Raw genomic sequence first — 20,348 nt, forward strand, 5'->3', positions numbered from 1 at the left:
CATGTCGAACAACAAGCCAATGCCGGTGCCCACGGAAATTTCGGCACCGTTCTGGGAGGGTCTGAAGGCCGAGCGGCTGTTGATCCAGCAGTGCGACGCCTGTCACCGCTGGGTGTTCTACCCGCGGCGTCATTGCCCTGGCTGCCTTGCCCATGCGCTGAGCTGGCGTGAAGCCAGCGGTGGCGCCAGCCTGTACAGCTTTACCGTGGCGCGCATCGCCACGTTGCCCGACTTCGCCGATGAGATGCCGCAGCTGCTGGCGGTGGTCGAACTCGACGAGGGCGTGCGTATCAACACAACGTTGGTGGGCCTCGACGAAGCGCAGATTCACATCGGCATGCGCCTGAAACCCGTGTTCGCCGAAGTCGACGCCAAGGGCACGCGCTTGCTGCGTTTTACCGGCCCGGACATCGACGTGGCAAGCCTGCAGCGTGGGGCCGGGCTGGCTACGGCACACGCTGCCCCCCCTGCGCAGGTTACGGCCGTGCGCAAGGTGGCCATGGACGACGAAGCGGCGCTGCAAAGCCTGGTCAGCGAAGCCTTTACCGACTGGAGCAATGAAATTGTCATCGATCAGGCCCTGATCGATGCCTTTGCCACCCTGTCGGGCGATGACTACTGGATCCACACGGACCCGGAGCGTGCGCGCAAGCAAAGCCCGTTTGGCGGCACTATCGCCCACGGTGCGCTGGTGCAGGTGCTGCAATCACGGTTGAAGTTGCCCTTGGGTTTCGAGATCACCGGGTTCAGCACCATGGTCAACTATGGTTCTGACCGCCTGCGTTTCCCCGCACCTGTGCCAGCCGGGTCGCGGGTGCATGCGCGGGCAAGGGTCAAGCAGGTGGTGCAGGGCAAACGTGGCACGCAGTTGACGCTGGAAGTGAATACCCATGTGGTTGGCAGCGACCGCCCTTCGGTCATCAATGACCTGGTGATTCTGTACCTGTAGCCGTCTGGCTCATTTAACCGTTGGCCCGGCATTGCCGGAGACCGGGGCGCATTGCGCCCCTTTTTTTGCCACCTGGGTCTGCCGGGTGCGCCTCGCTTATCCCGGGTATCAGCTGTTTTGCCGCCAGATCAGAGGCTTAGTCTCAACGGACGATGAGGCGCTCGTCCGCGCTCCGCACAATGAACACCATCAAAGGTGCAGTCATTGGGGAGCAGGGCATGATGGATATACGGGGTCTGAGCTACTTCGTTGCTCAAATCGAAAACCTCAGTCAATGGCAACGCTATGCCGAAGACGTGCTGGGCATGATGGTGACAGCCGCGCCCGGCGGCGGCCTGTATGTGAAGATGGATGAGCGCCCGTTTCGCATGTTGATCGTTGAGGGCGCTGCTGCGGGTTATGTCGCTTCCGGCTGGGAACTGGCCAGCGAACGCGCCTTCAATGCCGCCATCCAGGCCCTGGACAAAGCCGGGGTGCACTGGGCCACCGGCACGGCAGCCGAGATCGAACAGCGCGGCGTACAGGCATTGGTCAGCGTCATCGACCCGTCCGGTAACCGCCACGAGCTGAGCTGGGGGCACCGCTCCGATTGCCTGCCGTTTGTCTCGCCGCAGGGCGTGCCGCGCTTTCTGACCGGCGACATGGGGCTGGGCCACACCGTGCTGCCGGCCCCCGACTTCGAGGCCACCTTGGCGTTCGCCAAGGACGTGCTGGGTTTTGAACTGTCGGACATCTTCAATTTCTGCCCGGACCCTGCCGCGCCGCCCATTCGCATCCATTTTCTGCACTGCCAGAACAGCCGTCACCACTCCCTGGCATTGGCCGAGTTCGCGGTGAGCTCGGGGTGCGTGCACGTCATGGTCGAAGTCGACTCGATGACCGAAGTCGGCCGTGCCCACGACCGGCGCCAGGCGCAACAGGTGCCACTGTCGGCCACCCTCGGCCAGCACCTGAACGACTTGATGACCTCGTTTTACATGAAGACCCCGTCCGGCTTCGACCTGGAGTACGGCTACGGCGGCCTGCAAGTGGACTGGGCCGGGCACTCGGCCTTCGAATTCACCCGCGTGAGCCTGTGGGGGCATGACTTTTCGGTCGGCCAGCAGCAAGGAGATGTGCAATGAACAAGCAAATGACGGCGGCCGATGCGGTGGCCCAGCTGCGCGATGGCATGACCATCGGCTTTGGCGGATGGGGCCCGCGGCGCAAGCCGATGACCATCGTTCGGGAAATCCTGCGATCTACGGTCAAGGACCTGACCGTGGTGGCCTATGGCGGCCCCGAGGTGGGCATGCTGTGCGCGGCCGGCAAGGTCAGCAAGCTGGTATTCGGCTTTGCAACGCTGGATGCCATCCCGTTGGAACCCTATTACCGCAAGGCGCGCGAAGCAGGTGAGCTGGAACTGCTGGAGGTCGATGAAGGCATGTTCCAGTGGGGGTTGCGGGCAGCCGCCATGCGCTTGCCGTTTCTGCCGACCCGTTGTGGCCTGGCGACGGATGTTACGGCGCTCAACCCTGGGTTGAAAACCATTGAGTCGCCCTACGACGACCGCGAAGTGCTGCTGGCCATGCCGGCACTGAACCTGGATGTGGCATTTGTTCACGTCAACGTCGCCGACCGCCTGGGCAATACCCTGGTGACCGGGCCTGACCCGTATTTCGATCACCTGTTTGCCCGCGCCGCCCAGCAGTGCTTCGTGTCCTGCGAGACGCTGCATGAACGCCTGGAACTGAGTGCCGAGCAAGCGCGCAGTAACACCTTTGAGCGCTACCTGGTAAGCGGCGTGATTCACGCCCCGTTTGGTGCGCACCCGACGTCGTGCCCGCCTGCATACGGCTGGGACTTCAAACACTTGAAAGAATATGCCGCCAGCGCCGCCGAAGCAGGCGGCTGGCAGGCCTACATCGATGCGTTCGTGGCGCCGGGCGAGCTGGCGTATCACGACAAGAATGGCGGTGCCGCACGCATGGGCACATTGCCCCTGCCGGTGTTCTGAGGAGGATGGACATGTCGAGCAACTGTGAATTTACCCTCGCCGAACTGCTGATCGTGGCCGCCAGCGAGGCCTGGCGGGGCAATGGCGAATGGCTAGCGTCGGGCCTGGGTGTGATTCCACGGCTTGGCGCAAGCCTGGCCAAACTCAGCCACAGCCCGCAACTGCTGATGACCGACAGTGAGGCGTTTCTGGTTGAAGAGCCTATCCCGCTGGGGCCGCGCGGTGACTACGTGCCCAGGTACTCGGGTTACCTGAGCTTCGAGCGGGTGTTCGAATGTGTCTGGGGGGGGCGTCGGCACGCCATGATCGGCCCAACCCAGATTGACCGCTGGGGCCAGAGCAACCTGTCTTGCGTAGGCGACTACCGGCAACCCAAGGCAGCCATGCTCGGCGTGCGGGGCTTGCCCGGTAACAGCATCAACCACATCAACTCGTTCTTCGTGCCCAACCACAGTACCCGCGTGTTCGTCGGTGGCGAAGTGGACATGGTGTCGGGCGTGGGGTTCAAGGCCGAGCGCTGGCCGCAAGGGGTTCGCCGTGACCTGATGGATATCCGTCGGGTTGTCACCGACCTGTGTGTCATGGACTTCGAGGGCCCGCAGCGAGCCGTGCAGGTGCGCACGTTGCACCCTGGTGTGAGCTTTGAGGAAGTTCAGGAAAAAACCGGCTTCCCGCTGCTCAGGTCGCCGTCGCTGGCAGAAACCGCGCACCCGACGGCAGAGCAACTGGCGCTGATCCGTCGGCTTGATCCCCACGATTACCGCAGCACGGCAATCAAGGGCAACCCTGCTGGCGTGCGCCCGGCGTAAGGGGAGGGACAGAGCATGAACAGCACAGACAGCGAATTTGTCCAGCGTGAAGACCATTCGGTCTACGAAACACAGGAACCCGTGCTGTACAGCGTGGCCGAGGGGATCGCGACGCTGACCATGAACCGGCCAGGCTTCAATAACGCGCAGAATTCGCAAATGACCTACGCACTGGATGCGGCGCTGCGCCAAGCCGTGAATGATGACGCGGTCAAGGTCATCGTGCTGCGCGGCGCGGGCAAGCACTTTTCTGCCGGCCATGACATCGGCACGCCAGGGCGCGACATCAACAAGCCATTCGAGCGCGCGCACTTGTGGTGGGACCACACCAACAAACCGGGCGGCGAGCAACTGTACGCCCGTGAGCAGGAAGTGTACCTGGGCATGTGCCGGCGCTGGCGCGAACTGCCCAAGCCAACCATTGCGATGGTGCAGGGCGCTTGTGTGGCCGGCGGGTTGATGCTGGCCTGGGTCTGCGACCTGATCGTGGCCAGCGATGACGCGTTCTTCCAGGACCCGGTGGTGCGCATGGGCATACCCGGGGTGGAATATTTTGCCCATCCCTACGAGCTGAACCCGCGCATTGCCAAGGAGTTCCTGTTCACCGGCGAACGCATGGGCGCCGACCGTGCGTACCACATGGGCATGGTCAACCGCGTGCTGCCACGTGCCGAGCTGGAGCAAGGCACCTACGCACTGGCTGCGAACATCGCACGCCAGCCGCGCATGGGCCTGGCCTTGACCAAGCAGGCCATCAACCACGTAGAAGACCTGCAGGGCAAGCGCACGGCAATGGAGGCTGCGTTTGCCTGGCACCACTTTGCCCATGCCCACAACGAGCTGCTCAGCGGGGACAAGCTTGGCGGCTTTGATGCCAAGGCCATGGCCCAGGCCAACAAGCTGGCCGCCGGCGGAGAGCAAGCATGAGCCGCTGGCTGGCAACGCCACTGACAGAGGCGTTGGGGTGCCGCTACCCCATCGTGCAGACGGCCATGGGCTGGGTGGCAGACGCCAACCTGGTGATCGCCACTACCCGGGCCGGTGGCTTCGGTTTTCTGGCTGGGGCAACCATTGCAGCCCAGGCCCTGGAGGGTGAAATCAACAAGGTGATTGCCGCCACTGGTGGCAGCAATTTCGGCCTCAACTTCCACATGTTCCAGGACAACGCCGCGCAGTGCGTCGACCTGGCCATCCGCTACCGCTTGCGTGCGGTCAGCTATGGCCGTGGGCCGGACAAACAGACCATTGCCCGCTTCAAGGCTGCCGGGGTGCTGTGCGTCCCCACCGTGGGCGCGCTCAAGCATGCGCTCAAGGCGGTAGAACTGGGTGCAGACATGATCACCATCCAGGGGGGCGAGGGCGGCGGCCACACCGGCGGTGTACCCAGTTCAATCCTGTTGCCGCAGGTGCTGGATGCCGTGTCGGTGCCGGTCATCGCTGCCGGGGGCTACTCCACTGGCCGGGGCCTGGCCGGCGCGCTGGCCGCGGGCGCGGCAGGCATTGCCATGGGCACGCGGTTCTTGATGAGCAAGGACTCGCCGACGCCGCCGGCCACCCTGGTGCACTACCTGAAGGTCAACGACCCGCAGAGGGTGCGAGTGACCACGGCGGTCGACGGTATGCGCCACCGCATGATCGACAACCCGTTCATCCAGCGCCTGGAGCAGGCCGGGCCACTAGGGCGCCTGCGCGTTGCCTTGCGCAGTGCCTGGAAATGGAAGCAGCACACCGGCATGAGCCTGCTGCAGGTGGCGTCAATCCTGCGCCAGGCACTGAAAGACGACCCCGCTGCGTTGTCGCAAACGGTCATGGCTGCCAACCAGCCGGTGCTGTTGCAGCGCTCGATGATCGATGGTGTTCCGGACGAAGGCATCTTGCCCAGTGGCCAAGTTGCAGCAGCCATCGGCGAACTGAAAAGTTGCCAGCAATTGATCGAAGAAATTGCCGAGCAGGCTGAGCAATGCCTGGAAGCCTTGCTGGCACGCCAACCCGCTGAACTTTGGAGAGAGCCATCGTGACTCACGCATTCATTACACAGATCGAAGCGGGCATCGCCGAACTGGTGCTCGCCAAACCGCCGGTCAACGCCTTGAACAGCCAGGAGTGGATGGACCTTGCCAACCACGTTGAGGCCCTGGGCGACGACCCGCGAGTGCGGGTGATTGTGATCCGTGCCGAGGGGCGCGGTTTTTGCGCCGGCGTCGACATCAAGGAACTGGACGCCCACCCCGAGCGGATCGTGGCGGTCAACGCCGGTAATTATGCCGCGTTCAAGGCCGTACATCGCACCCCGGTGCCGGTCATTGTTGCCGTGCATGGCTTTGTGCTGGGTGGGGGGATCGGCCTGACAGGGGCGGCCGATATCGTGGTCGCTGCCGACTGTGCCACGTTTGCCTTGCCGGAAGTCGACCGCGGCGCGATGGGCGGGGGCGCACACCTGCAACGGCTGTTCCCGGTGCAGAAGGTACGCTACCTGTTCTTGACCGGCGACAAGATTGGCGCCGCCGAGGCCGCTCGGTATGGCTTCATCGAGCGTGTGGTGCCCAAGGAGCAGTTGCGCGAAACCGCCCTGGAAATCGCCGCCAAAATCGCCGCCAAGAGCCCGGCGATGATCCGCATTGCCAAGGAAGCCCTCAACGGCATCGAAGACGGCAACCTTGAAGACAAATACCGCTGGGAGCAGGGCTTTACCCTTCAGGCCTACACCAGCCCGGATTCCGCCGAAACCCGCCGCGCCTTCGTCGAAAAACGCGACGCGAAGTTCTGAGAGAGCGCCATGGAACTAGCCTATACCGCAAAGCAGAAGGCCTTCCGCCAGGAAGTCCGTGAATGGCTGGCCGCCAACCTGCCGACCAGCCCCCTGGGCAGCTACGACACCCGCGAAGGCTTCGAGCAGCATCGCGCCTGGGAAGCCAAGCTGTTCGAGCATCGCCTGTCGATGGTGATGTGGCCCAAGCACCTCGGTGGGCGCGGGTGCGACCTGATCGAATGGCTGATTTTCGAAGAAGAGTATTACGGCGCTGACGCCCCCATGCGCATCAACCAGAACGGCCAGCTGATGCTTGGCCCCACCTTGATGGAGTTTGGTACCGAGGCGCAGAAGCAACGGTTCTTGCCGCGAATGGCGTCGAGCGTCGACATGTGGGCGCAAGGCTGGTCCGAACCCAACGCGGGCTCGGACATGGCCGCAATCACCAGCAAGGCCATCCGGGAGGGTGACCACTACGTGCTCAACGGGCAAAAGACCTGGTCGAGCCGGGCGCTGTTCGCCGACTGGCTGTTTGGCTTGTTCCGCAGTGACCCGCATTCAAGCCGGCACCATGGCCTGTCGTTCATCATGGTGCCACTGGATGCGCCCGGCGTGACCATTCGGCCGATCAAGGCGCTGAATGGCAAAAATACCTTTGCCGAAGTGTTTTTCGACGATGTCCGCGTGCCGGTCGAAAACTGCATCGGTGCAGAAGGCCAGGGTTGGCAGGTGGCAATGGCTACCGCTGGCTTCGAGCGTGGCTTGCTGCTGCGCTCGCCAGCGCGCTTCCAGGCCACGGCGCGCAAGCTGGTACAGCTGTACCACGCCCACCGCGCCAGCGCAGACCGCGACCCGAGCATCCGCGAAGCAGTGGTCGACGCCTGGCTGGGTGCAGAAGGTTATGCCCTGTCCTCCTACCACACCGTTGGCCGCTTGAGCCGCGGTGCGCAGATTGGCGCCGAGTCGAGCATCAACAAGATCATCTGGTCCGAGCTGGACCTGCGCATGCATGCCACCGCCATGCGCATCCTTGGGGCTCACGGCGAACTGCTCAGCAGTGCGCCGCAGGCGGTTGCCGGGGCCTGGCTCGAGGGGTTCCTGTTCGCACAGGCCGGGCCGATCTATGCCGGTACCAACGAAATCCAGCGCAACATCATTGCCGAGCGCATGCTCGGCCTGCCGAAGTAGGAGCCGGCCATGGACTTTACCTTTACCGATGATCAGCTCACCTTCCGTGAAGCCATCAGCCGCTTTCTGATGACCGAGGCGGCGCCGGAAATGCTGCGCCAGATCTGGGAAACAGACGCCGGCCGGTCTGCCGATTTACGCGGCAAGATCGCCGAGCAAGGGCTTACCGCGTTGTCGGTGCCCGAGCAGTTTGGCGGTTTGGGCATGGACGATGTCGCCTGGTCGCTGATGACCCAGGAGCTGGGGTACTACGCCATCCCCGATTCACTGGCCGATACCGCCTATGTGGTAACGGGCTTGTTGAACGGCCTGCCTGCCGACTGCCCGGTGAAAGCCAGCTTGTTGCCGCGCATTGCCGATGGCAGCGTGCGCATCGCCATCGGCCACCCGATCAACCCGCTGGTGCCCGATGCACCGTTGGCCGAGTGGTTGATCCTGGCCCATGGCGATGAGGTACACGCAGTGCCGCGTGCGCAGGTGGATGTGCAGCCCAATGCCAGTATCGATGCCTCGCGGCGGCTGGGTAAGGTCAGCTGGAACCCCAGCCCCGACACGCGCCTGGTCGGCGGCGAGCAGGGCCGCGCGCTGTGGGCCGAAACGCTGAACCGCGGTGCCTTGTCAGTAGCCGGCCAACTGCTGGGCCTGGCTCAGCGGATACTCGACTTGTCGGTGGACTACGTGGCCCAGCGCAAGCAGTTCGGCAAGCCGATCGGCAGTTTTCAGGCGGTAAAGCACCACTTGGCCGATATAGCCAGCAAGATCGAGTTTGCCAAGCCTGTGCTGTACCGGGCCGCTTACGCGCTGAGCAAGGGCGAGCAGGGCGCAGATGTGTATGTTTCGCAGGCCAGGCTGGCCTGCTGCGAGGCCAGTTGGCTGGCCGCCCGTCACGGTATCCAGGTGCACGGGGCGATGGGTTACACCTGGGAGGTCGACCTGCAGATGTTCATGAAACGGGTGTGGTCGCTCGACCCGTCCTGGGGTGACCGTGCCACGCACAAGTCCCGTGTCGCCGCCTACGTGCTCAGTGATCAGGTCCGGCTTGGGCCTGGCGCAACATTCGAGGATTGAGCCATGCCCGAAGCCTATATTGTCGACGCCCTGCGCAGCCCTACCGGCAAGCGCAAGGGCAGCCTTGCCCACGTACATGCGATTGACCTGGGCGCACACGTTCTGAAGGCGCTGGTCGAGCGCAATAGCGTACCGGCCGAAGACTATGACGATGTCATTTTTGGCTGTGTCGACGCCATCGGCTCGCAGGCCGGCGACATCGCCCGGACCAGTTGGCTGGCCGCCGGCTTGCCGCTGAACGTGCCGGGTACCACGGTGGACCGCCAGTGCGGTTCTTCGCAGCAGGCGCTGCACTTTGCCGCCCAGGCGGTGATGAGTGGTACCCAGGATGTGGTGGCGGTGGGCGGGGTGCAGACCATGACGCAAATCCCCATTTCATCGGCCATGCTGGCCGGCCAGCCGCTGGGTTTCAGCGACCCGTTTTCCGGCAGCCTGGGTTGGCAGGCGCGCTTCGGCAACCAGCCGGTCAACCAGTTCTATGCGGCGCAGCGCATTGCCGATCACTGGCAGCTTAGCCGCCAGGCCATGGAAGCGTTCGCGTTACAAAGCCACGCGCGGGCATTGGCCGCAGCCGATGCGGGTTACTTCGCGCGGGAAATCGTGGCGTGCCAGGGGCTGGCACACGATGAAACGCCGCGTGTCAGCAGCCTGGAAAAAATGGCCAGCCTGGAGCCGGTAAGCCCGGAGTACCCGTCGATTACGGCGGCGGTATCGAGCCAGACCTGCGACGCCTCAGCGGCCTTGCTGGTGGTTTCGGCGGCAGCGCTGAAACGCTACAACCTGACCCCCAGGGCGCGTATTCACCATTTGTCGGTGCTGGGTGATGACCCGATCTGGCACCTCACCGCGCCGATTGCCGCAACCCGCGCGGCGCTGAAGAAGGCCGGCATGCGCATGGCCGACATCGACCTGGTGGAGATCAACGAAGCCTTCGCCTCGGTGGTAATGGCCTGGGCCAAGGAACTGGATTACGACCCTGCGCGCACCAACGTCCACGGTGGCGCCATCGCCCTCGGCCACCCGCTTGGGGCCACCGGGGCGCGCCTGATGACCACCTTGCTGCATGCGCTGGAGCGCACGGGCGGGCGATACGGGCTGCAAACCATGTGCGAGGGCGGTGGCCAGGCCAACGTCAGCATCATCGAACGGCTCTGAAGCCGCCTACATCCAACAACAGGAGCACCTCCATGGGTATTTGTGACGCCCGTACCGTGATCATCACCGGCGCTGGTGGCGGCCTGGGCCGTGCCTATGCACTGGCATTTGCCGCCGAAGGCGCCAATGTGGTGGTCAACGACATCCGTGCTGACGCCGCACAGGCGGTTGTCGCCGAGATCCGTGCCAAGGGCGGCCACGCCATTGCCAACGATGGCGACATCACCACCCTGAACACGGCGCAGCAGATTGTGGATGCCGCGTTGGCAGCGTTTGGTGAAGTCCATGTGCTGGTCAATAACGCCGGGGTCTTGCGCGATCGCATGTTCATCAGCTTGTCCGAAGAAGACTGGGACCAAGTGATGCGCGTGCACCTCAAAGGCCATTATTGCCTGGCCAACATCCTTGGCCGGCGTTGGCGGGACCTTGCCAAGGCCGGTTCGCCGGTGGCTGCGCGCATCATCAATACCAGCTCCGGTGCGGGCCTGCAGGGCTCGATCGGGCAGTCCAACTATTCGGCCGCCAAAGGCGGTATTGCTTCACTGACGCTGGTACAGGCGGCAGAGCTGGGCCGCTACGGGGTCACTGCCAATGCCCTGGCGCCGGCGGCGCGTACCGCGATGACCGAGAGCGCGATGCCGGACATGGTCAAGAAACCCGAAGACGACAGCTTCGACGCCTGGGCGGCAGACAACGTTGCGCCCTTGGTGGTGTGGCTGGGCAGTGTCGAGTCCGGGCACGTCAGCGGCCAGCTGTTTGAAAGCCAGGGCGGGCGGATTTCCCTTGGCGACGGTTGGCGCACCGGTGTGACGCGTGACAAAGGCGCGCGCTGGGAGGTAGGCGAGGTGGGTGATGTGGTAGCAGCCATTCTCGACGAAGCGCCCAAGGCACAGAAAGTCTGGGGCAGCTGAGCGTATGCCTTGGGTATTGCAGCGCCTGTGAGACCGAGCGCCGCCCGCGCGGAAAGCCTCTATGCCAGTCAGTTAAGCAATTTGGGGCCGCTTTGCGGCCCATCGCCGGCAAGCCAGCTCCCACACCGATAGCACTAATCTCAAGCCATGCGCCATACCTGTGGGAGCTGGCTTGCCGGCGATGGGCTGCGCAGCAGCCCCGGCAGTATTAACTGACCGGCATTAGGGCTTGTGCCGCGAAGCGCCGCGCGGGCGGCGCTCGATTGCATTGGCGACGCTTAAGGCACGGCGTACACCCCGTCCGTTTTGACGATGTGCCCGATGATCACGGGCTTTATACCTGTCGGAAAGCTTATCCGTCAGAGGTATTCATCGTGAAGCAAGCCCCTCCTTATGTGCCCGGCCACCAGTTGCTGGCGGGCAAGTCCGTACTCATTACAGCCGCTGCTGGCGCCGGCATCGGCTATGCCGCAGCCAAGCGCTGCGCCGAAGAAGGTTGCCGGGCATTGATGGTGTCCGATGTCCACCCGCGTCGCCTGGAACAGGCGGTTGAGCAGTTGAAGGCCGACACCGGCCTGCATGCCGTGTACGGCCAGTTATGCGACGTCACCGTCGAAGCCGAGGTGCAGGCGCTGGTCAGTGCCGCTGAACAGGCACTGGGTGGCGTCGATGTGCTGATCAACAACGCGGGCCTCGGTGGCCAGAAGCGTGTGGTCGATATGAGCGACGAAGAATGGCTGCGGGTCATCGACGTCACCCTCACCGGCACCTTCCGCATGACCCGGGCAATGTTGCCCCACATGCAGCGTCGTGGTAGCGGGGCAATCGTCAATAACGCCTCGGTGCTGGGCTGGCGCGCGCAGAAGGAGCAGGCGCATTACGCCGCGGCCAAGGCCGGGGTCATGGCGTTGACCCGCTGCAGTGCCCTGGAGGCCGCCGAGCATGGGGTGCGCATCAATGCGGTGTCGCCGTCGATCGCCTTGCACGACTTCCTGAAAAAGGCTGCCAGTGAGCAATTGCTGGGCCAGTTGGCCGGCCGTGAGGCCTTTGGCCGCGCAGCCGAGGTGTGGGAAGTCGCCAATGTGATGGTGTTCCTGGCCAGCGATTACGCCTCGTACATGGTCGGCGAAGTGCTGTCGGTCAGTTCCCAACAGGCGTGAGGGTAGGCAATGAGCACACGATTCAGCAGTGCAGCGCAGCTTTTGGCCGCCCAGGGCCAGGACCTGGGCGTGACCGAGTGGCTGGAAATGACCCAGGCGCGGGTCAACCTGTTCGCCGAGGCAACCGGCGACCGGCAATGGATTCACGTCGACCCGGCGCGTGCGGCCAGCGGCCCGTTCGGCGCGTGCATCGCCCACGGTTACCTGACCCTGGCCCTGGCCAACCTGTTCATGCCGCAACTGATGACCCTGGAGAACATGGCCATGGGCGTGAACTACGGCACTGACCGCGTGCGCTTTCCGGCGGCAGTGCGTGTAGGCAGCCGTGTGCGCGGCCACGGCCAGCTTGTCAGCGCCCAGGTGATCGATACCGCGGTGCAGGTGGTGGTGCGCATCACCGTGCAGATCGAAGGCGCCGAGCGCCCCGGCTGCGTGGTCGACACCATCAGCCGCTACACCTTCAACCCCGTAACCGAGTGAGCCTGAACATGAGCATGAATGACGTTGTTATCGTTGCCACGGCGCGTACTGCGCTGACCAAATCCTTCCGCGGCTCGTTCAATGACACAGAGGCGCCGGTGCTGGGGGGGCATGTGGTGCGTGCCGTGGTGGCGCGTGCCGGCATCGAGCCGGCCTCGGTGGAGGATGTGATCATGGGCGCCGCCGTGCAGCAAGGTACCCAGGGCTACAACATCGGCAGGCTGTGTGCCTACACCGGCGGCTTGCCCGAGAGCGTGCCAGGCATGGCCCTGGACAGGATGTGCGCCTCTGGCCTGATGAGCATCGGTGTGGCGGCAAAGAACATTCTGGCCGGTGAAATGAACATTGTTGTCGCCGGTGGCGTCGAGTCGTTGTCGCTGACCCAGAACAAGCACAAGAACACCTACCGCAACCAGTCGCAGGCCGTGCTGGCGTGCACGCCTGCCGCCTATATCCCGATGATAGAAACCGCCGAGATCGTCGCGCGCCGCTACGGCATCAGCCGCGCGGCGCAGGATGACTACGCACTGCAAAGCCAGCAGCGTACGGCCGCAGCGCAACGCGATGGTTTGTTCGCTGATGAAATCGTGCCCCTGACTGCGCAGCAGCAACTGTTTGACAAAGAGGGCCAGCCGGCCGGGCACCAGCAGGTGCTGGCTGATCGCGACGAGTGCAACCGCCCCTCGACCCGGGCCGAAGACCTGGCGGCGTTGAACCCGGTGTGGAAGAACGGCCATTGGGTTACTCAGGGTGAGTTCATTACCGCCGGCAATGCCTCGCAATTTTCTGATGGTGCCTCGGCCAGCCTGCTGATGAGCCGTGCCCAGGCTGTTCAGCACGGCCTGCAGCCGTTAGGCGTCTACCGCGGTATCGCGGTGGCCGGTTGTGCGCCCGAGGAAATGGGCATTGGGCCCGTGCTGGCGGTACCCAAGCTGCTCAAGCGTTTCGGGCTGACGGTCGCCGACATCGGCCTGTGGGAAATCAACGAGGCTTTCGCATGCCAGGTACTGCACTGTCGCGATGCCCTGGGCATTGCCCCGGAGCGCCTGAACGTCAATGGCGGGGCCATTGCCATCGGCCACCCGTTTGGCATGTCGGGGGCACGCATGGTCGGCCATGCGCTGCTTGAAGGGCGCCGCCGGGGCGTGCGCTACGTGGTAGTGGCCATGTGCATTGGCGGCGGCATGGGGGCCGCGGGGCTGTTTGAAATCAGCTGATCGGGAATCGGCATGCCAGTTGCCGGGTTAGGCCATTTGGACGATGCCCCGGCAGCCAGGCAGGCCGACTATCTACACACCTCAGTCAACACCGGTTGTAAGCGCTGCCCCGTGGGGGCAGCGATTCACTACTACAAGAACAAGAGGGTGGCCGTATGGAGATTGTCGAGCGCCTGGATGTTGCTGCAAGGAGTCGCCCATGCGCCAACTGATTGCTTATCTGGTGTGCATCACGGTCGCCGGGGTGGTTGCACTGGCATTTACGCCTCGTGAGCCAAAGCCTGTTGCCGATACCGAGCTGAACACCGCTCGCATGCAGGTCAACGGCCTGCTCAACCTCGGCAAGCGCCAGGTTGCTGTCGGCGAGCGGGGCACCATCCTCATCAGCGAAAACCGCGGGCAAACCTGGCAGCAAGCCACGGTTCAACCGCAACGTCATATCTCCCTCACCGGCCTGGCCGCACTTGATGGCGAACACCTGGTTGCGGTGGGCCAGGACGGCTGGATCCTGCGCTCACAGGATGCCGGCGCCAGCTGGCAGGAAGTTCATCTGGAAGCCGACACCGGCGAGCCGCTGCTCGGTGCCTGGGCCGCGAGCGGGCAACAGGTGTTTGCGTTCGGCAGCTACGGCAAGTTCTACCAGTCTGACGACGCCGGGGCGAGCTGGCAGGCACTGCCGTTGCCGGTTGACCGCGCGCACCTCAACGCAATGGACGGCGACCGTACCGGGCGGCGCATGCTGGTAGGTGAGCAGGGGCTGGTCATGCGCAGCGCCGACAGTGGCCAGCACTGGCAGCAGTTGCCTGCGTTCTACAACGGTTCACTGTTTGGCGTGGTGCGCCTCAGCGCTGAGCGCTGGGTCACCTATGGCATGCGCGGCAATGTGTTCGTTACCGACAACTTTGGCGAGACATGGCAAGCCATCAAGGTTGACAGCGGCCAACCGCTATATGGGCATGTGCTGTTACCCGGTGACGCCGGGGTACTGATTGTGGGTGCCGGCAGTGCGATGGTGCGCCTGGATGGCAAGGGGCGCCTGCTGGCAAGCCAGCGTCAAGCGGGGTTGGGCACGCTGACCTCAGCCATTGTCGTCGGCACCGGCCAGGTGCTGGTGGCTGGCGAGCGTGGTGTGTTCCAGGGGAACGGCAATCCTGTTGCCGCCCTGAATCAAGGGGAGTCGCTTCATGAAGCACGCTGATACCTGGGTGACACGCACGGTCGAGCGCTGCGCCGACCTGTTGCTGGCCCACCGCAAGCCGCTGTTGACCCTGTTCGTGCTGCTGACCCTGGGCTTGGGCTACAGCGCCACGCATACCCGGCTCGACCCCGGGTTCAACAAGCAGATCCCGGTGCGTCATGAGTACATGCTCAACTTCCTGGAGTTCAGCCAATACTTCACGGGTGCCAATCGCTTCCTGGTCAGTGTGCGCTGGAAAGGCGAGGGCGATATCTACAACCCGCAGTTTCTCGACACCCTGCGCAAGGTCACTGACGATGTGTTCTTCATCAACGGCGTCAGCCGCGCCAGTGTGACCTCCTTGTTCACGGCCAATGTGCGCTACATCGAGATCACCGAAGACGGCTTTTTTGGCGATGTGGTGGTGCCGCCGCGCTTTACCGGCACCCAACAGGACTTGGCCCAGGTGCGCAACAATGCCGCGCGTTCCGGGCAAGTCGGCCGCCTGGTGGCCAACGACCTGAAGTCGGCGATGGTGCGTGCCGACCTTCAGGACACCGACCCGCAAACGGGCACCGCTGTCGATTACGTTGATGTGGCCCAGCGCCTGGAGGCTATTCGCGCCAAATACAGCAGCGACCAGGTTGAAATCAACATCGTCGGTTTCGCCAAGCTGGTGGGCGACGTGGTTGATGGCTTGATGACGGTGATGGGGTTCTTTGCCGTCGCGTTCCTGATCACCGGCGTGTTGCTGTGGCTGTATTCACGCTCGCTGCGCCTGACCGTGGTGGCCTTGCTGGTGGCGTTGTTACCCGTGGTGTGGCTGCTGGGCCTGCTGCCACTGATGGGACTGGGCATCGACCCGATGTCGATATTGGTGCCGTTCCTGATTTTCTCCATCGGGGTATCGCATGCGGTGCAGATGACCAACGCCTGGAAACAGGAAGTGCTGGCCGGCGAGGATGCGTTGCAGGCCGCACGGCTGGCCTTCTGCAAGATCTTTGTTCCGGGCTCGCTGGCGCTGTTGATGAATGCCTTGGGTTTTGCCGTGATCATGCTGATCGATATCCCGATCGTGCATGAACTGGGCGTAACCGCCTGTATCGGGGTGATGCTGATGATCATCACCAACAAGCTGATGTTGCCGATCATCATTTCTCACTTGCGCCTGGGACGTGGGGCGCTGAACCAGGTGCGGCAGGCGCCGCGGCATCCGCTGTGGTGGCGACTGTCGGCGCTGGCCGAGCCGCGTCCGGCGCTGGCGGTGCTGGTGGTCAGCCTGATGTTGCTGGGTGTTGCCGTGGTCAAGGCGCGGCAGCTGGAGGTGGGCGATGTCGGTGCAGGTGCCCCGGAACTGCGTGCCGACTCGCGCTACAACCTGGACAACGCCAGCATCATTGGCAGTTACTCCATTGGCCTGGATGTGCTGGCTGTGTTCGTCCAGGCGCAGGGAGTGGAAGAGGCCTGCCTGTCGCCAGCGGTGATGCGTGCGGTAGAGGCGTTCGATTTCCAGATGCGCAGTGTCGCCGGGGTGCAGTCGGTGCAGAGCGTGGCCGGGTTCGGCAAGACCGTGATCGCCGGCAACAACGAAGGCAACCCGCGCTGGGCCGCGATTCCGGGCTCGTCCCGCGGCTTGAGCCAGGGCGCCCGGGCCTATGTACCGGATGACGGCCTGGTGACCGATGGCTGCCAGCGCATGCAGATCCTGGTGTTCCTGACCGATCACGATGGCGCCACCGTGGCCCATGTGGTGAGTGAGGCCAAACGCATCATCGCCCAGGTCCAGGTGCCGGAAATCGAATTTGTTCTGGGCGGGGGCAACGTCGGGGTGATGGCAGCTGCCAACGATGCCGTCAAGCGTGCCGAAGTGGTGATGCTGGTGGCGTTGTTCGGGTCGGTGTGGTTGTTCTGCTGGCTGACGTTCGGTTCACTGCGCGCAGTACTGTGCATCCTGGTGCCGCTGGCGATCGTGGCGGTGCTGTGCAATGCGCTGATGGCGATGCTGGGTATCGGCCTGAAGGTCGCGACGCTACCGGTGATGGCACTGGGCGTGGGGGTAGGGGTGGACTACGGCATCTACCTGTATGAGCGCATTCAGCACGAGATGGCTGAAGGAGCCGACTTGCGCCAGGCGTTCTACCAGGCCATGTGCCAGCGCGGCACGGCGGCGGTTTTCACCGCCCTGACTATGTCGATCGGCGTGTGCACCTGGGCCTTTGCGCCGCTCAAGTTCCAGGCTGACATGGGGGTATTGCTTTCATTCATGTTTCTGGTAAATGTGCTGGGTGCGATCTTCCTGCTGCCGGCGCTGGCGGCCTGGTTCAACCAGGGCAAACCTCTTGTGGTGGCCAAGGCGCGCCGTACACTGCATGCGCAACTGGTCAAATCATAACAATAAGAACGGGCACGGCCTTGGCCGCGCCCGCGAGGAGACGGGCGATGGGTAATTCCAGCTTGAGCATGCAAGCGTTGGCCGACATGGGCCTGGAGCTTGACGAATATGACCGGCTTGTTGGCGAATTTTACGACGGTGCGCTGGACCACAAGCTGATGGCCAAGTCGTTGCGCCACATTCGCAGCTTGTTCCAGGCCAACTATGTGACCTTGATCCTGCGGGTACCCGAGCAACCGGACATGGGCTTGATGATCGTCGTTGGCGACATCGAAGGTGAAGGCGAGGTCAGTTACTGGGCCTACCCGCAAGGCATGACGCCATTCAGCAACCAGCCGCTGGACAGCGTGTTCACCGTCGAAGACCTGATGAGCGAAGCTGAGTGGACCGGCTCGGCCTACTTCAAGACATTTTGCGTTCCTCAGGACATCTACCATGTCATGGGCGCTGATATCTCGACGCCTGATGGCGGCAAGCTGCGGTTTCGCATTACCCGGTCGAAAACCGCGCCGAAATTTTCCGCTGCGGAGCGCGCCCTGTGCGAAATGTTCCTGCCGCACCTGCGCCGGGCCATGCATGTGCACAACCTGCTCGACCGAAGTGAGTCGATCAGTGAGCTGTACTCCCAGGCGATCAGCCGGCTGTCGGTGGCCACCATCGTGCTTGACCAGAACGGCAGCGTGCTGCGCCTGAACCCGGTGGCCAGAGAGCTGCTTGACCGCGCAGACGGCCTGAAGATGGTCGGTGGTCGCCTGGAGGCGACCTATCCCAGCGACAACCGTGAGCTGCAGCGGTTGGTGCGCAGTGCATTTGCCCGTGAAATGGACAACGAAAAAGTCAGCGCCGCCGCTGAAGCGATGTCGGTGGCGCGGCCTTCGGGCAACGTTAACCTGGGGGTAGTGGTCGAGTCCATTCGCACCCAGGACTGGGCCGAAGGGAAGAGCAAACCGGTGGTGGTGGTGTACATACGCGACGCCGTTGGCCGCTCCATGGCCAACGAGACCGTGACCAAGCAGCTGTTCAACCTGACCCGTGCCGAAACCGCCCTGGCCATGGAGCTGGCCAACGGCCTGTCGCTTGAAGAAGCCGCTGAGGTGTTGAACGTTCGTCGCAATACCGCCCGCGCCCACCTACGTTCGATCTTTTCGAAGACCGGCGTACGCCGCCAGACGGAGTTGGTGCGCATCATCCTCAACAGCGTGGTCGCCTTGGGAAAGCCCAGGTTGTCCCCGTCGGCGGCCGATAGGCTCGAAGCGCCTGTCTTGAAGCTGGCCCCGCCGGTGCGCCACAGCGCCTGAGCGCCTTTTGCCACAACCCCAGCGCCCCGCGTCTGCTTGCAGCCCGGGGCGTTTTAGTCCGTGCGGACGATGTTGCCGGGCCGGCCCGCCACCAATACTCGACCCACCGTCACTTATCAAGGAAGCACGTTATGCCAGTTACAGCCGTCAGTGGTTCTGCGTCAGGAATCGGCGCAGCCGTGTGCCAGGCGCTACGCGCCGCGGGCCATCGCGTTATCGGCATCGACCGTGCAGAGGCGCAGGTCGTTGCCGACCTGTCCACTGCACAAGGGCGCCAGGCTGCCATCACGGCGGTGCTGGAGCAGAGCGGGGGTGTGCTCGACGGCCTGGTGTGCTGTGCCGGGGTGGGCTCCAGCGCGCTGTCCAATACCATCATTGCGGTCAACTACTTTGGCGTCAGTGAACTGCTCGACGGCCTGGCCGATGCCTTGGCCAAAGGCCAAGCCCCAGCAGCGGTGGTGATCGGCTCGATCGCCGCTACCCACGCCAACCCAGAGCAACAGCCGATGATTGCCGCCATGCTTGCAGGCAATGAGGCGTTGGCACTGGAGCAGGCCAATGCGCTGGAGTTGTCACACGTGGCCTACGCCTGCTCCAAGTATGCCGTCACGGCCAATGCCCGCAGCAAGGCTGTGCAATGGGCCAAACAAGGGATTCGTCTGAATGTGGTTGCCCCCGGTGCAGTCGAGACACCGTTGCACCAGGCCTCGTTGAACGACCCGCGGTTTGCCAAGGCAGTGCGTGAGTTTGTCGCGCCCATGGGGCGCTCCGGCCACCCTGAGGAAATTGCCCAGGTGGTGGCGTTCCTGCAGTCGGCACAGGCCAGCTTCGTGCATGGCACTGTGGTCTTCGTTGATGGCGGCATGGATGCCATGGTGCGTCCGGCCCGGTTCTGACCATTGCCTGCAGGAGGCTAGCCATGACCCAAGTGGCATTCATTACCGGTGCCAGCCGCGGCATCGGGCGCGAAACTGCACTGGCGTTCGCCCGGGCGGGGTTCGATGTGGCCATCAGCGCGCGCACCGTAGCAGAGGGCGCGCAGGCTGAGCATCGCCTGCTCGATGCCCGGGGCGTACCGTTGCCGGGCAGCCTCGACAGCACCGCCTCAGCCATTCGTGCGCTGGGGCGTCAGGCCCTGATAGTGCCGATGGACCTGCTGGACAGCGATTCGGTGCTCGCCGCAAGCCAGGCGGTGCTGGCAGCCTATGGGCGGATCGACGTGCTGGTCAACAACGCGATCTATCAGGGCAATGACCTGAACGCAGCCTACATGTCATTGCAACCACAGACCCTGGAACGCGTGTTCAAGGGTTATGTGCTGGCGCCACTGCTGCTGACCCAGGCGGTACTGGCGGCGATGCTTGCGCAGGGCGTGGGTGTGGTGATCAACGTCACCTCCGGCGCAGGCGAAAGCGACCCGCCGGTGGCCGCGGCGCAAGGTGGCTGGGGCTACGCATATGGTGCCGGCAAGGCCGCGGTGTCGAGGGCATCCGGGGTGATCGCGACAGAACTGGGCGGGCAGGGGATAAGGGCATACACGGTCAACCCCGGTGTCGTAACCACCGACGCGCTCAAGGCCACGCTGGGCGAAAGCGGCCTGCTGGCCTTGCGCGTCGGCACTGCACCGCCGCATGTGCCAGCGCAGGTGATGGTGTGGTTGGCCACCTGCGAGCAGGCAGCACGCTTTCAGCGGCGTACCATCGCTGCACAGCCGTTTGCCCTGGAACACGGTATCGTCGACGACTGGCGATAGCCGCAAGCACAGCTCGTGACCTGCTCATCTAGTCCATGCGGAGGAT

Annotated in this window: 19 protein-coding genes; all 19 read left to right on the forward strand. The window is 63.7% G+C overall.

Annotated elements, in window-relative coordinates; genetic code table 11:
• Position 1 precedes the first annotated feature (1 nt).
• Positions 2-949, forward strand: coding sequence for an OB-fold domain-containing protein (locus ACI2KG_RS24455; RefSeq protein ID WP_404663596.1), 948 nt, complete (start codon positions 2-4; stop codon positions 947-949).
• 218 nt (positions 950-1,167) lie between these two features.
• Entirely contained in the window at positions 1,168-2,073 is a 906-nt protein-coding gene (locus ACI2KG_RS24460; protein ID WP_404663635.1) for a VOC family protein, read from the forward strand.
• Positions 2,070-2,945, forward strand: a complete 876-nt coding sequence (locus ACI2KG_RS24465) for a CoA transferase subunit A (protein WP_400622552.1) — start codon at positions 2,070-2,072, stop codon at positions 2,943-2,945. Before ACI2KG_RS24460 ends, ACI2KG_RS24465 begins: the two co-directional genes overlap by 4 nt.
• Positions 2,946-2,956: 11 nt before the next feature.
• Positions 2,957-3,754 (forward strand): CoA-transferase subunit beta, encoded by a 798-nt coding sequence (locus ACI2KG_RS24470; protein WP_404663597.1) that lies wholly within the window; start codon positions 2,957-2,959, stop codon positions 3,752-3,754.
• A 15-nt stretch (positions 3,755-3,769) separates the two neighbouring features.
• Positions 3,770-4,681, forward strand: a complete 912-nt coding sequence (locus ACI2KG_RS24475; RefSeq protein ID WP_404663598.1) for an enoyl-CoA hydratase — start codon at positions 3,770-3,772, stop codon at positions 4,679-4,681.
• A complete protein-coding gene (locus ACI2KG_RS24480) occupies positions 4,678-5,772 on the forward strand; it encodes an NAD(P)H-dependent flavin oxidoreductase (RefSeq protein ID WP_404663599.1) in 1,095 nt (364 codons plus the stop codon). The genes ACI2KG_RS24475 and ACI2KG_RS24480 overlap by 4 nt, the downstream gene beginning before the upstream one ends.
• Positions 5,769-6,521 carry an enoyl-CoA hydratase family protein gene (locus ACI2KG_RS24485; protein ID WP_400622544.1) on the forward strand — a complete coding sequence of 251 codons (753 nt, stop codon included), beginning with the start codon at positions 5,769-5,771 and terminating at the stop codon, positions 6,519-6,521. The genes ACI2KG_RS24480 and ACI2KG_RS24485 overlap by 4 nt, the downstream gene beginning before the upstream one ends.
• Before the next feature lie 9 nt (positions 6,522-6,530).
• Positions 6,531-7,691 carry an acyl-CoA dehydrogenase family protein gene (locus ACI2KG_RS24490; RefSeq protein WP_404663600.1) on the forward strand — a complete coding sequence of 387 codons (1,161 nt, stop codon included), beginning with the start codon at positions 6,531-6,533 and terminating at the stop codon, positions 7,689-7,691.
• 9 nt (positions 7,692-7,700) lie between these two features.
• Positions 7,701-8,759 (forward strand): acyl-CoA dehydrogenase family protein, encoded by a 1,059-nt coding sequence (locus ACI2KG_RS24495; protein ID WP_404663601.1) that lies wholly within the window; start codon positions 7,701-7,703, stop codon positions 8,757-8,759.
• A gap of 3 nt (positions 8,760-8,762) precedes the next feature.
• Complete coding sequence (locus tag ACI2KG_RS24500) at positions 8,763-9,914, forward strand: acetyl-CoA C-acetyltransferase (protein WP_404663602.1); 1,152 nt, start codon at positions 8,763-8,765, stop codon at positions 9,912-9,914.
• A gap of 32 nt (positions 9,915-9,946) precedes the next feature.
• The gene (locus ACI2KG_RS24505; protein ID WP_404663603.1) at positions 9,947-10,825 is read left to right on the forward strand and encodes an SDR family oxidoreductase; all 879 of its coding nucleotides are present in this window, start codon (positions 9,947-9,949) and stop codon (positions 10,823-10,825) included.
• Positions 10,826-11,199: 374 nt separating this feature from the next.
• A complete protein-coding gene (locus ACI2KG_RS24510) occupies positions 11,200-11,985 on the forward strand; it encodes an SDR family oxidoreductase (RefSeq protein WP_404663604.1) in 786 nt (261 codons plus the stop codon).
• 9 nt (positions 11,986-11,994) lie between these two features.
• A complete protein-coding gene (locus tag ACI2KG_RS24515; RefSeq protein WP_404663605.1) occupies positions 11,995-12,465 on the forward strand; it encodes a MaoC family dehydratase in 471 nt (156 codons plus the stop codon).
• An 8-nt stretch (positions 12,466-12,473) separates the two neighbouring features.
• Positions 12,474-13,682 carry an acetyl-CoA C-acyltransferase gene (locus ACI2KG_RS24520; protein ID WP_404663606.1) on the forward strand — a complete coding sequence of 403 codons (1,209 nt, stop codon included), beginning with the start codon at positions 12,474-12,476 and terminating at the stop codon, positions 13,680-13,682.
• A 199-nt stretch (positions 13,683-13,881) separates the two neighbouring features.
• Positions 13,882-14,880 carry a WD40/YVTN/BNR-like repeat-containing protein gene (locus ACI2KG_RS24525; RefSeq protein ID WP_404663607.1) on the forward strand — a complete coding sequence of 333 codons (999 nt, stop codon included), beginning with the start codon at positions 13,882-13,884 and terminating at the stop codon, positions 14,878-14,880.
• Positions 14,867-17,251, forward strand: coding sequence for an RND family transporter (locus ACI2KG_RS24530; protein WP_404663608.1), 2,385 nt, complete (start codon positions 14,867-14,869; stop codon positions 17,249-17,251). The genes ACI2KG_RS24525 and ACI2KG_RS24530 overlap by 14 nt, the downstream gene beginning before the upstream one ends.
• 47 nt (positions 17,252-17,298) lie before the next feature.
• Positions 17,299-18,549, forward strand: a complete 1,251-nt coding sequence (locus ACI2KG_RS24535; RefSeq protein ID WP_404663609.1) for a helix-turn-helix transcriptional regulator — start codon at positions 17,299-17,301, stop codon at positions 18,547-18,549.
• 131 nt (positions 18,550-18,680) lie between these two features.
• On the forward strand, positions 18,681-19,445 hold the full coding sequence (locus tag ACI2KG_RS24540) for an SDR family oxidoreductase (protein WP_404663610.1): 765 nt from the start codon (positions 18,681-18,683) through the stop codon (positions 19,443-19,445).
• A gap of 23 nt (positions 19,446-19,468) precedes the next feature.
• Positions 19,469-20,302, forward strand: coding sequence for an SDR family NAD(P)-dependent oxidoreductase (locus tag ACI2KG_RS24545; protein WP_404663611.1), 834 nt, complete (start codon positions 19,469-19,471; stop codon positions 20,300-20,302).
• The last annotated feature ends 46 nt before the right edge of the window (positions 20,303-20,348 follow it).

This window comes from Pseudomonas sp. NPDC089407, assembly GCF_044900445.1.
GTDB lineage: Bacteria > Pseudomonadota > Gammaproteobacteria > Pseudomonadales > Pseudomonadaceae > Aquipseudomonas.

Bases quoted from the DNA above. Each gene is read 5' to 3' on its own strand.
- ACI2KG_RS24455 (WP_404663596.1), top strand. From the start codon at position 2: ATGTCGAACAACAAGCCAATGCCGGTGCCCACGGAAATTTCGGCACCG.
- ACI2KG_RS24460 (WP_404663635.1), top strand. From the start codon at position 1,168: ATGATGGATATACGGGGTCTGAGCTACTTCGTTGCTCAAATCGAAAAC.
- ACI2KG_RS24465 (WP_400622552.1), top strand. From the start codon at position 2,070: ATGAACAAGCAAATGACGGCGGCCGATGCGGTGGCCCAGCTGCGCGAT.
- ACI2KG_RS24470 (WP_404663597.1), top strand. From the start codon at position 2,957: ATGTCGAGCAACTGTGAATTTACCCTCGCCGAACTGCTGATCGTGGCC.
- ACI2KG_RS24475 (WP_404663598.1), top strand. From the start codon at position 3,770: ATGAACAGCACAGACAGCGAATTTGTCCAGCGTGAAGACCATTCGGTC.
- ACI2KG_RS24480 (WP_404663599.1), top strand. From the start codon at position 4,678: ATGAGCCGCTGGCTGGCAACGCCACTGACAGAGGCGTTGGGGTGCCGC.
- ACI2KG_RS24490 (WP_404663600.1), top strand. From the start codon at position 6,531: ATGGAACTAGCCTATACCGCAAAGCAGAAGGCCTTCCGCCAGGAAGTC.
- ACI2KG_RS24495 (WP_404663601.1), top strand. From the start codon at position 7,701: ATGGACTTTACCTTTACCGATGATCAGCTCACCTTCCGTGAAGCCATC.
- ACI2KG_RS24500 (WP_404663602.1), top strand. From the start codon at position 8,763: ATGCCCGAAGCCTATATTGTCGACGCCCTGCGCAGCCCTACCGGCAAG.
- ACI2KG_RS24505 (WP_404663603.1), top strand. From the start codon at position 9,947: ATGGGTATTTGTGACGCCCGTACCGTGATCATCACCGGCGCTGGTGGC.
- ACI2KG_RS24515 (WP_404663605.1), top strand. From the start codon at position 11,995: ATGAGCACACGATTCAGCAGTGCAGCGCAGCTTTTGGCCGCCCAGGGC.
- ACI2KG_RS24520 (WP_404663606.1), top strand. From the start codon at position 12,474: ATGAGCATGAATGACGTTGTTATCGTTGCCACGGCGCGTACTGCGCTG.
- ACI2KG_RS24525 (WP_404663607.1), top strand. From the start codon at position 13,882: ATGCGCCAACTGATTGCTTATCTGGTGTGCATCACGGTCGCCGGGGTG.
- ACI2KG_RS24530 (WP_404663608.1), top strand. From the start codon at position 14,867: ATGAAGCACGCTGATACCTGGGTGACACGCACGGTCGAGCGCTGCGCC.
- ACI2KG_RS24535 (WP_404663609.1), top strand. From the start codon at position 17,299: ATGGGTAATTCCAGCTTGAGCATGCAAGCGTTGGCCGACATGGGCCTG.
- ACI2KG_RS24540 (WP_404663610.1), top strand. From the start codon at position 18,681: ATGCCAGTTACAGCCGTCAGTGGTTCTGCGTCAGGAATCGGCGCAGCC.
- ACI2KG_RS24545 (WP_404663611.1), top strand. From the start codon at position 19,469: ATGACCCAAGTGGCATTCATTACCGGTGCCAGCCGCGGCATCGGGCGC.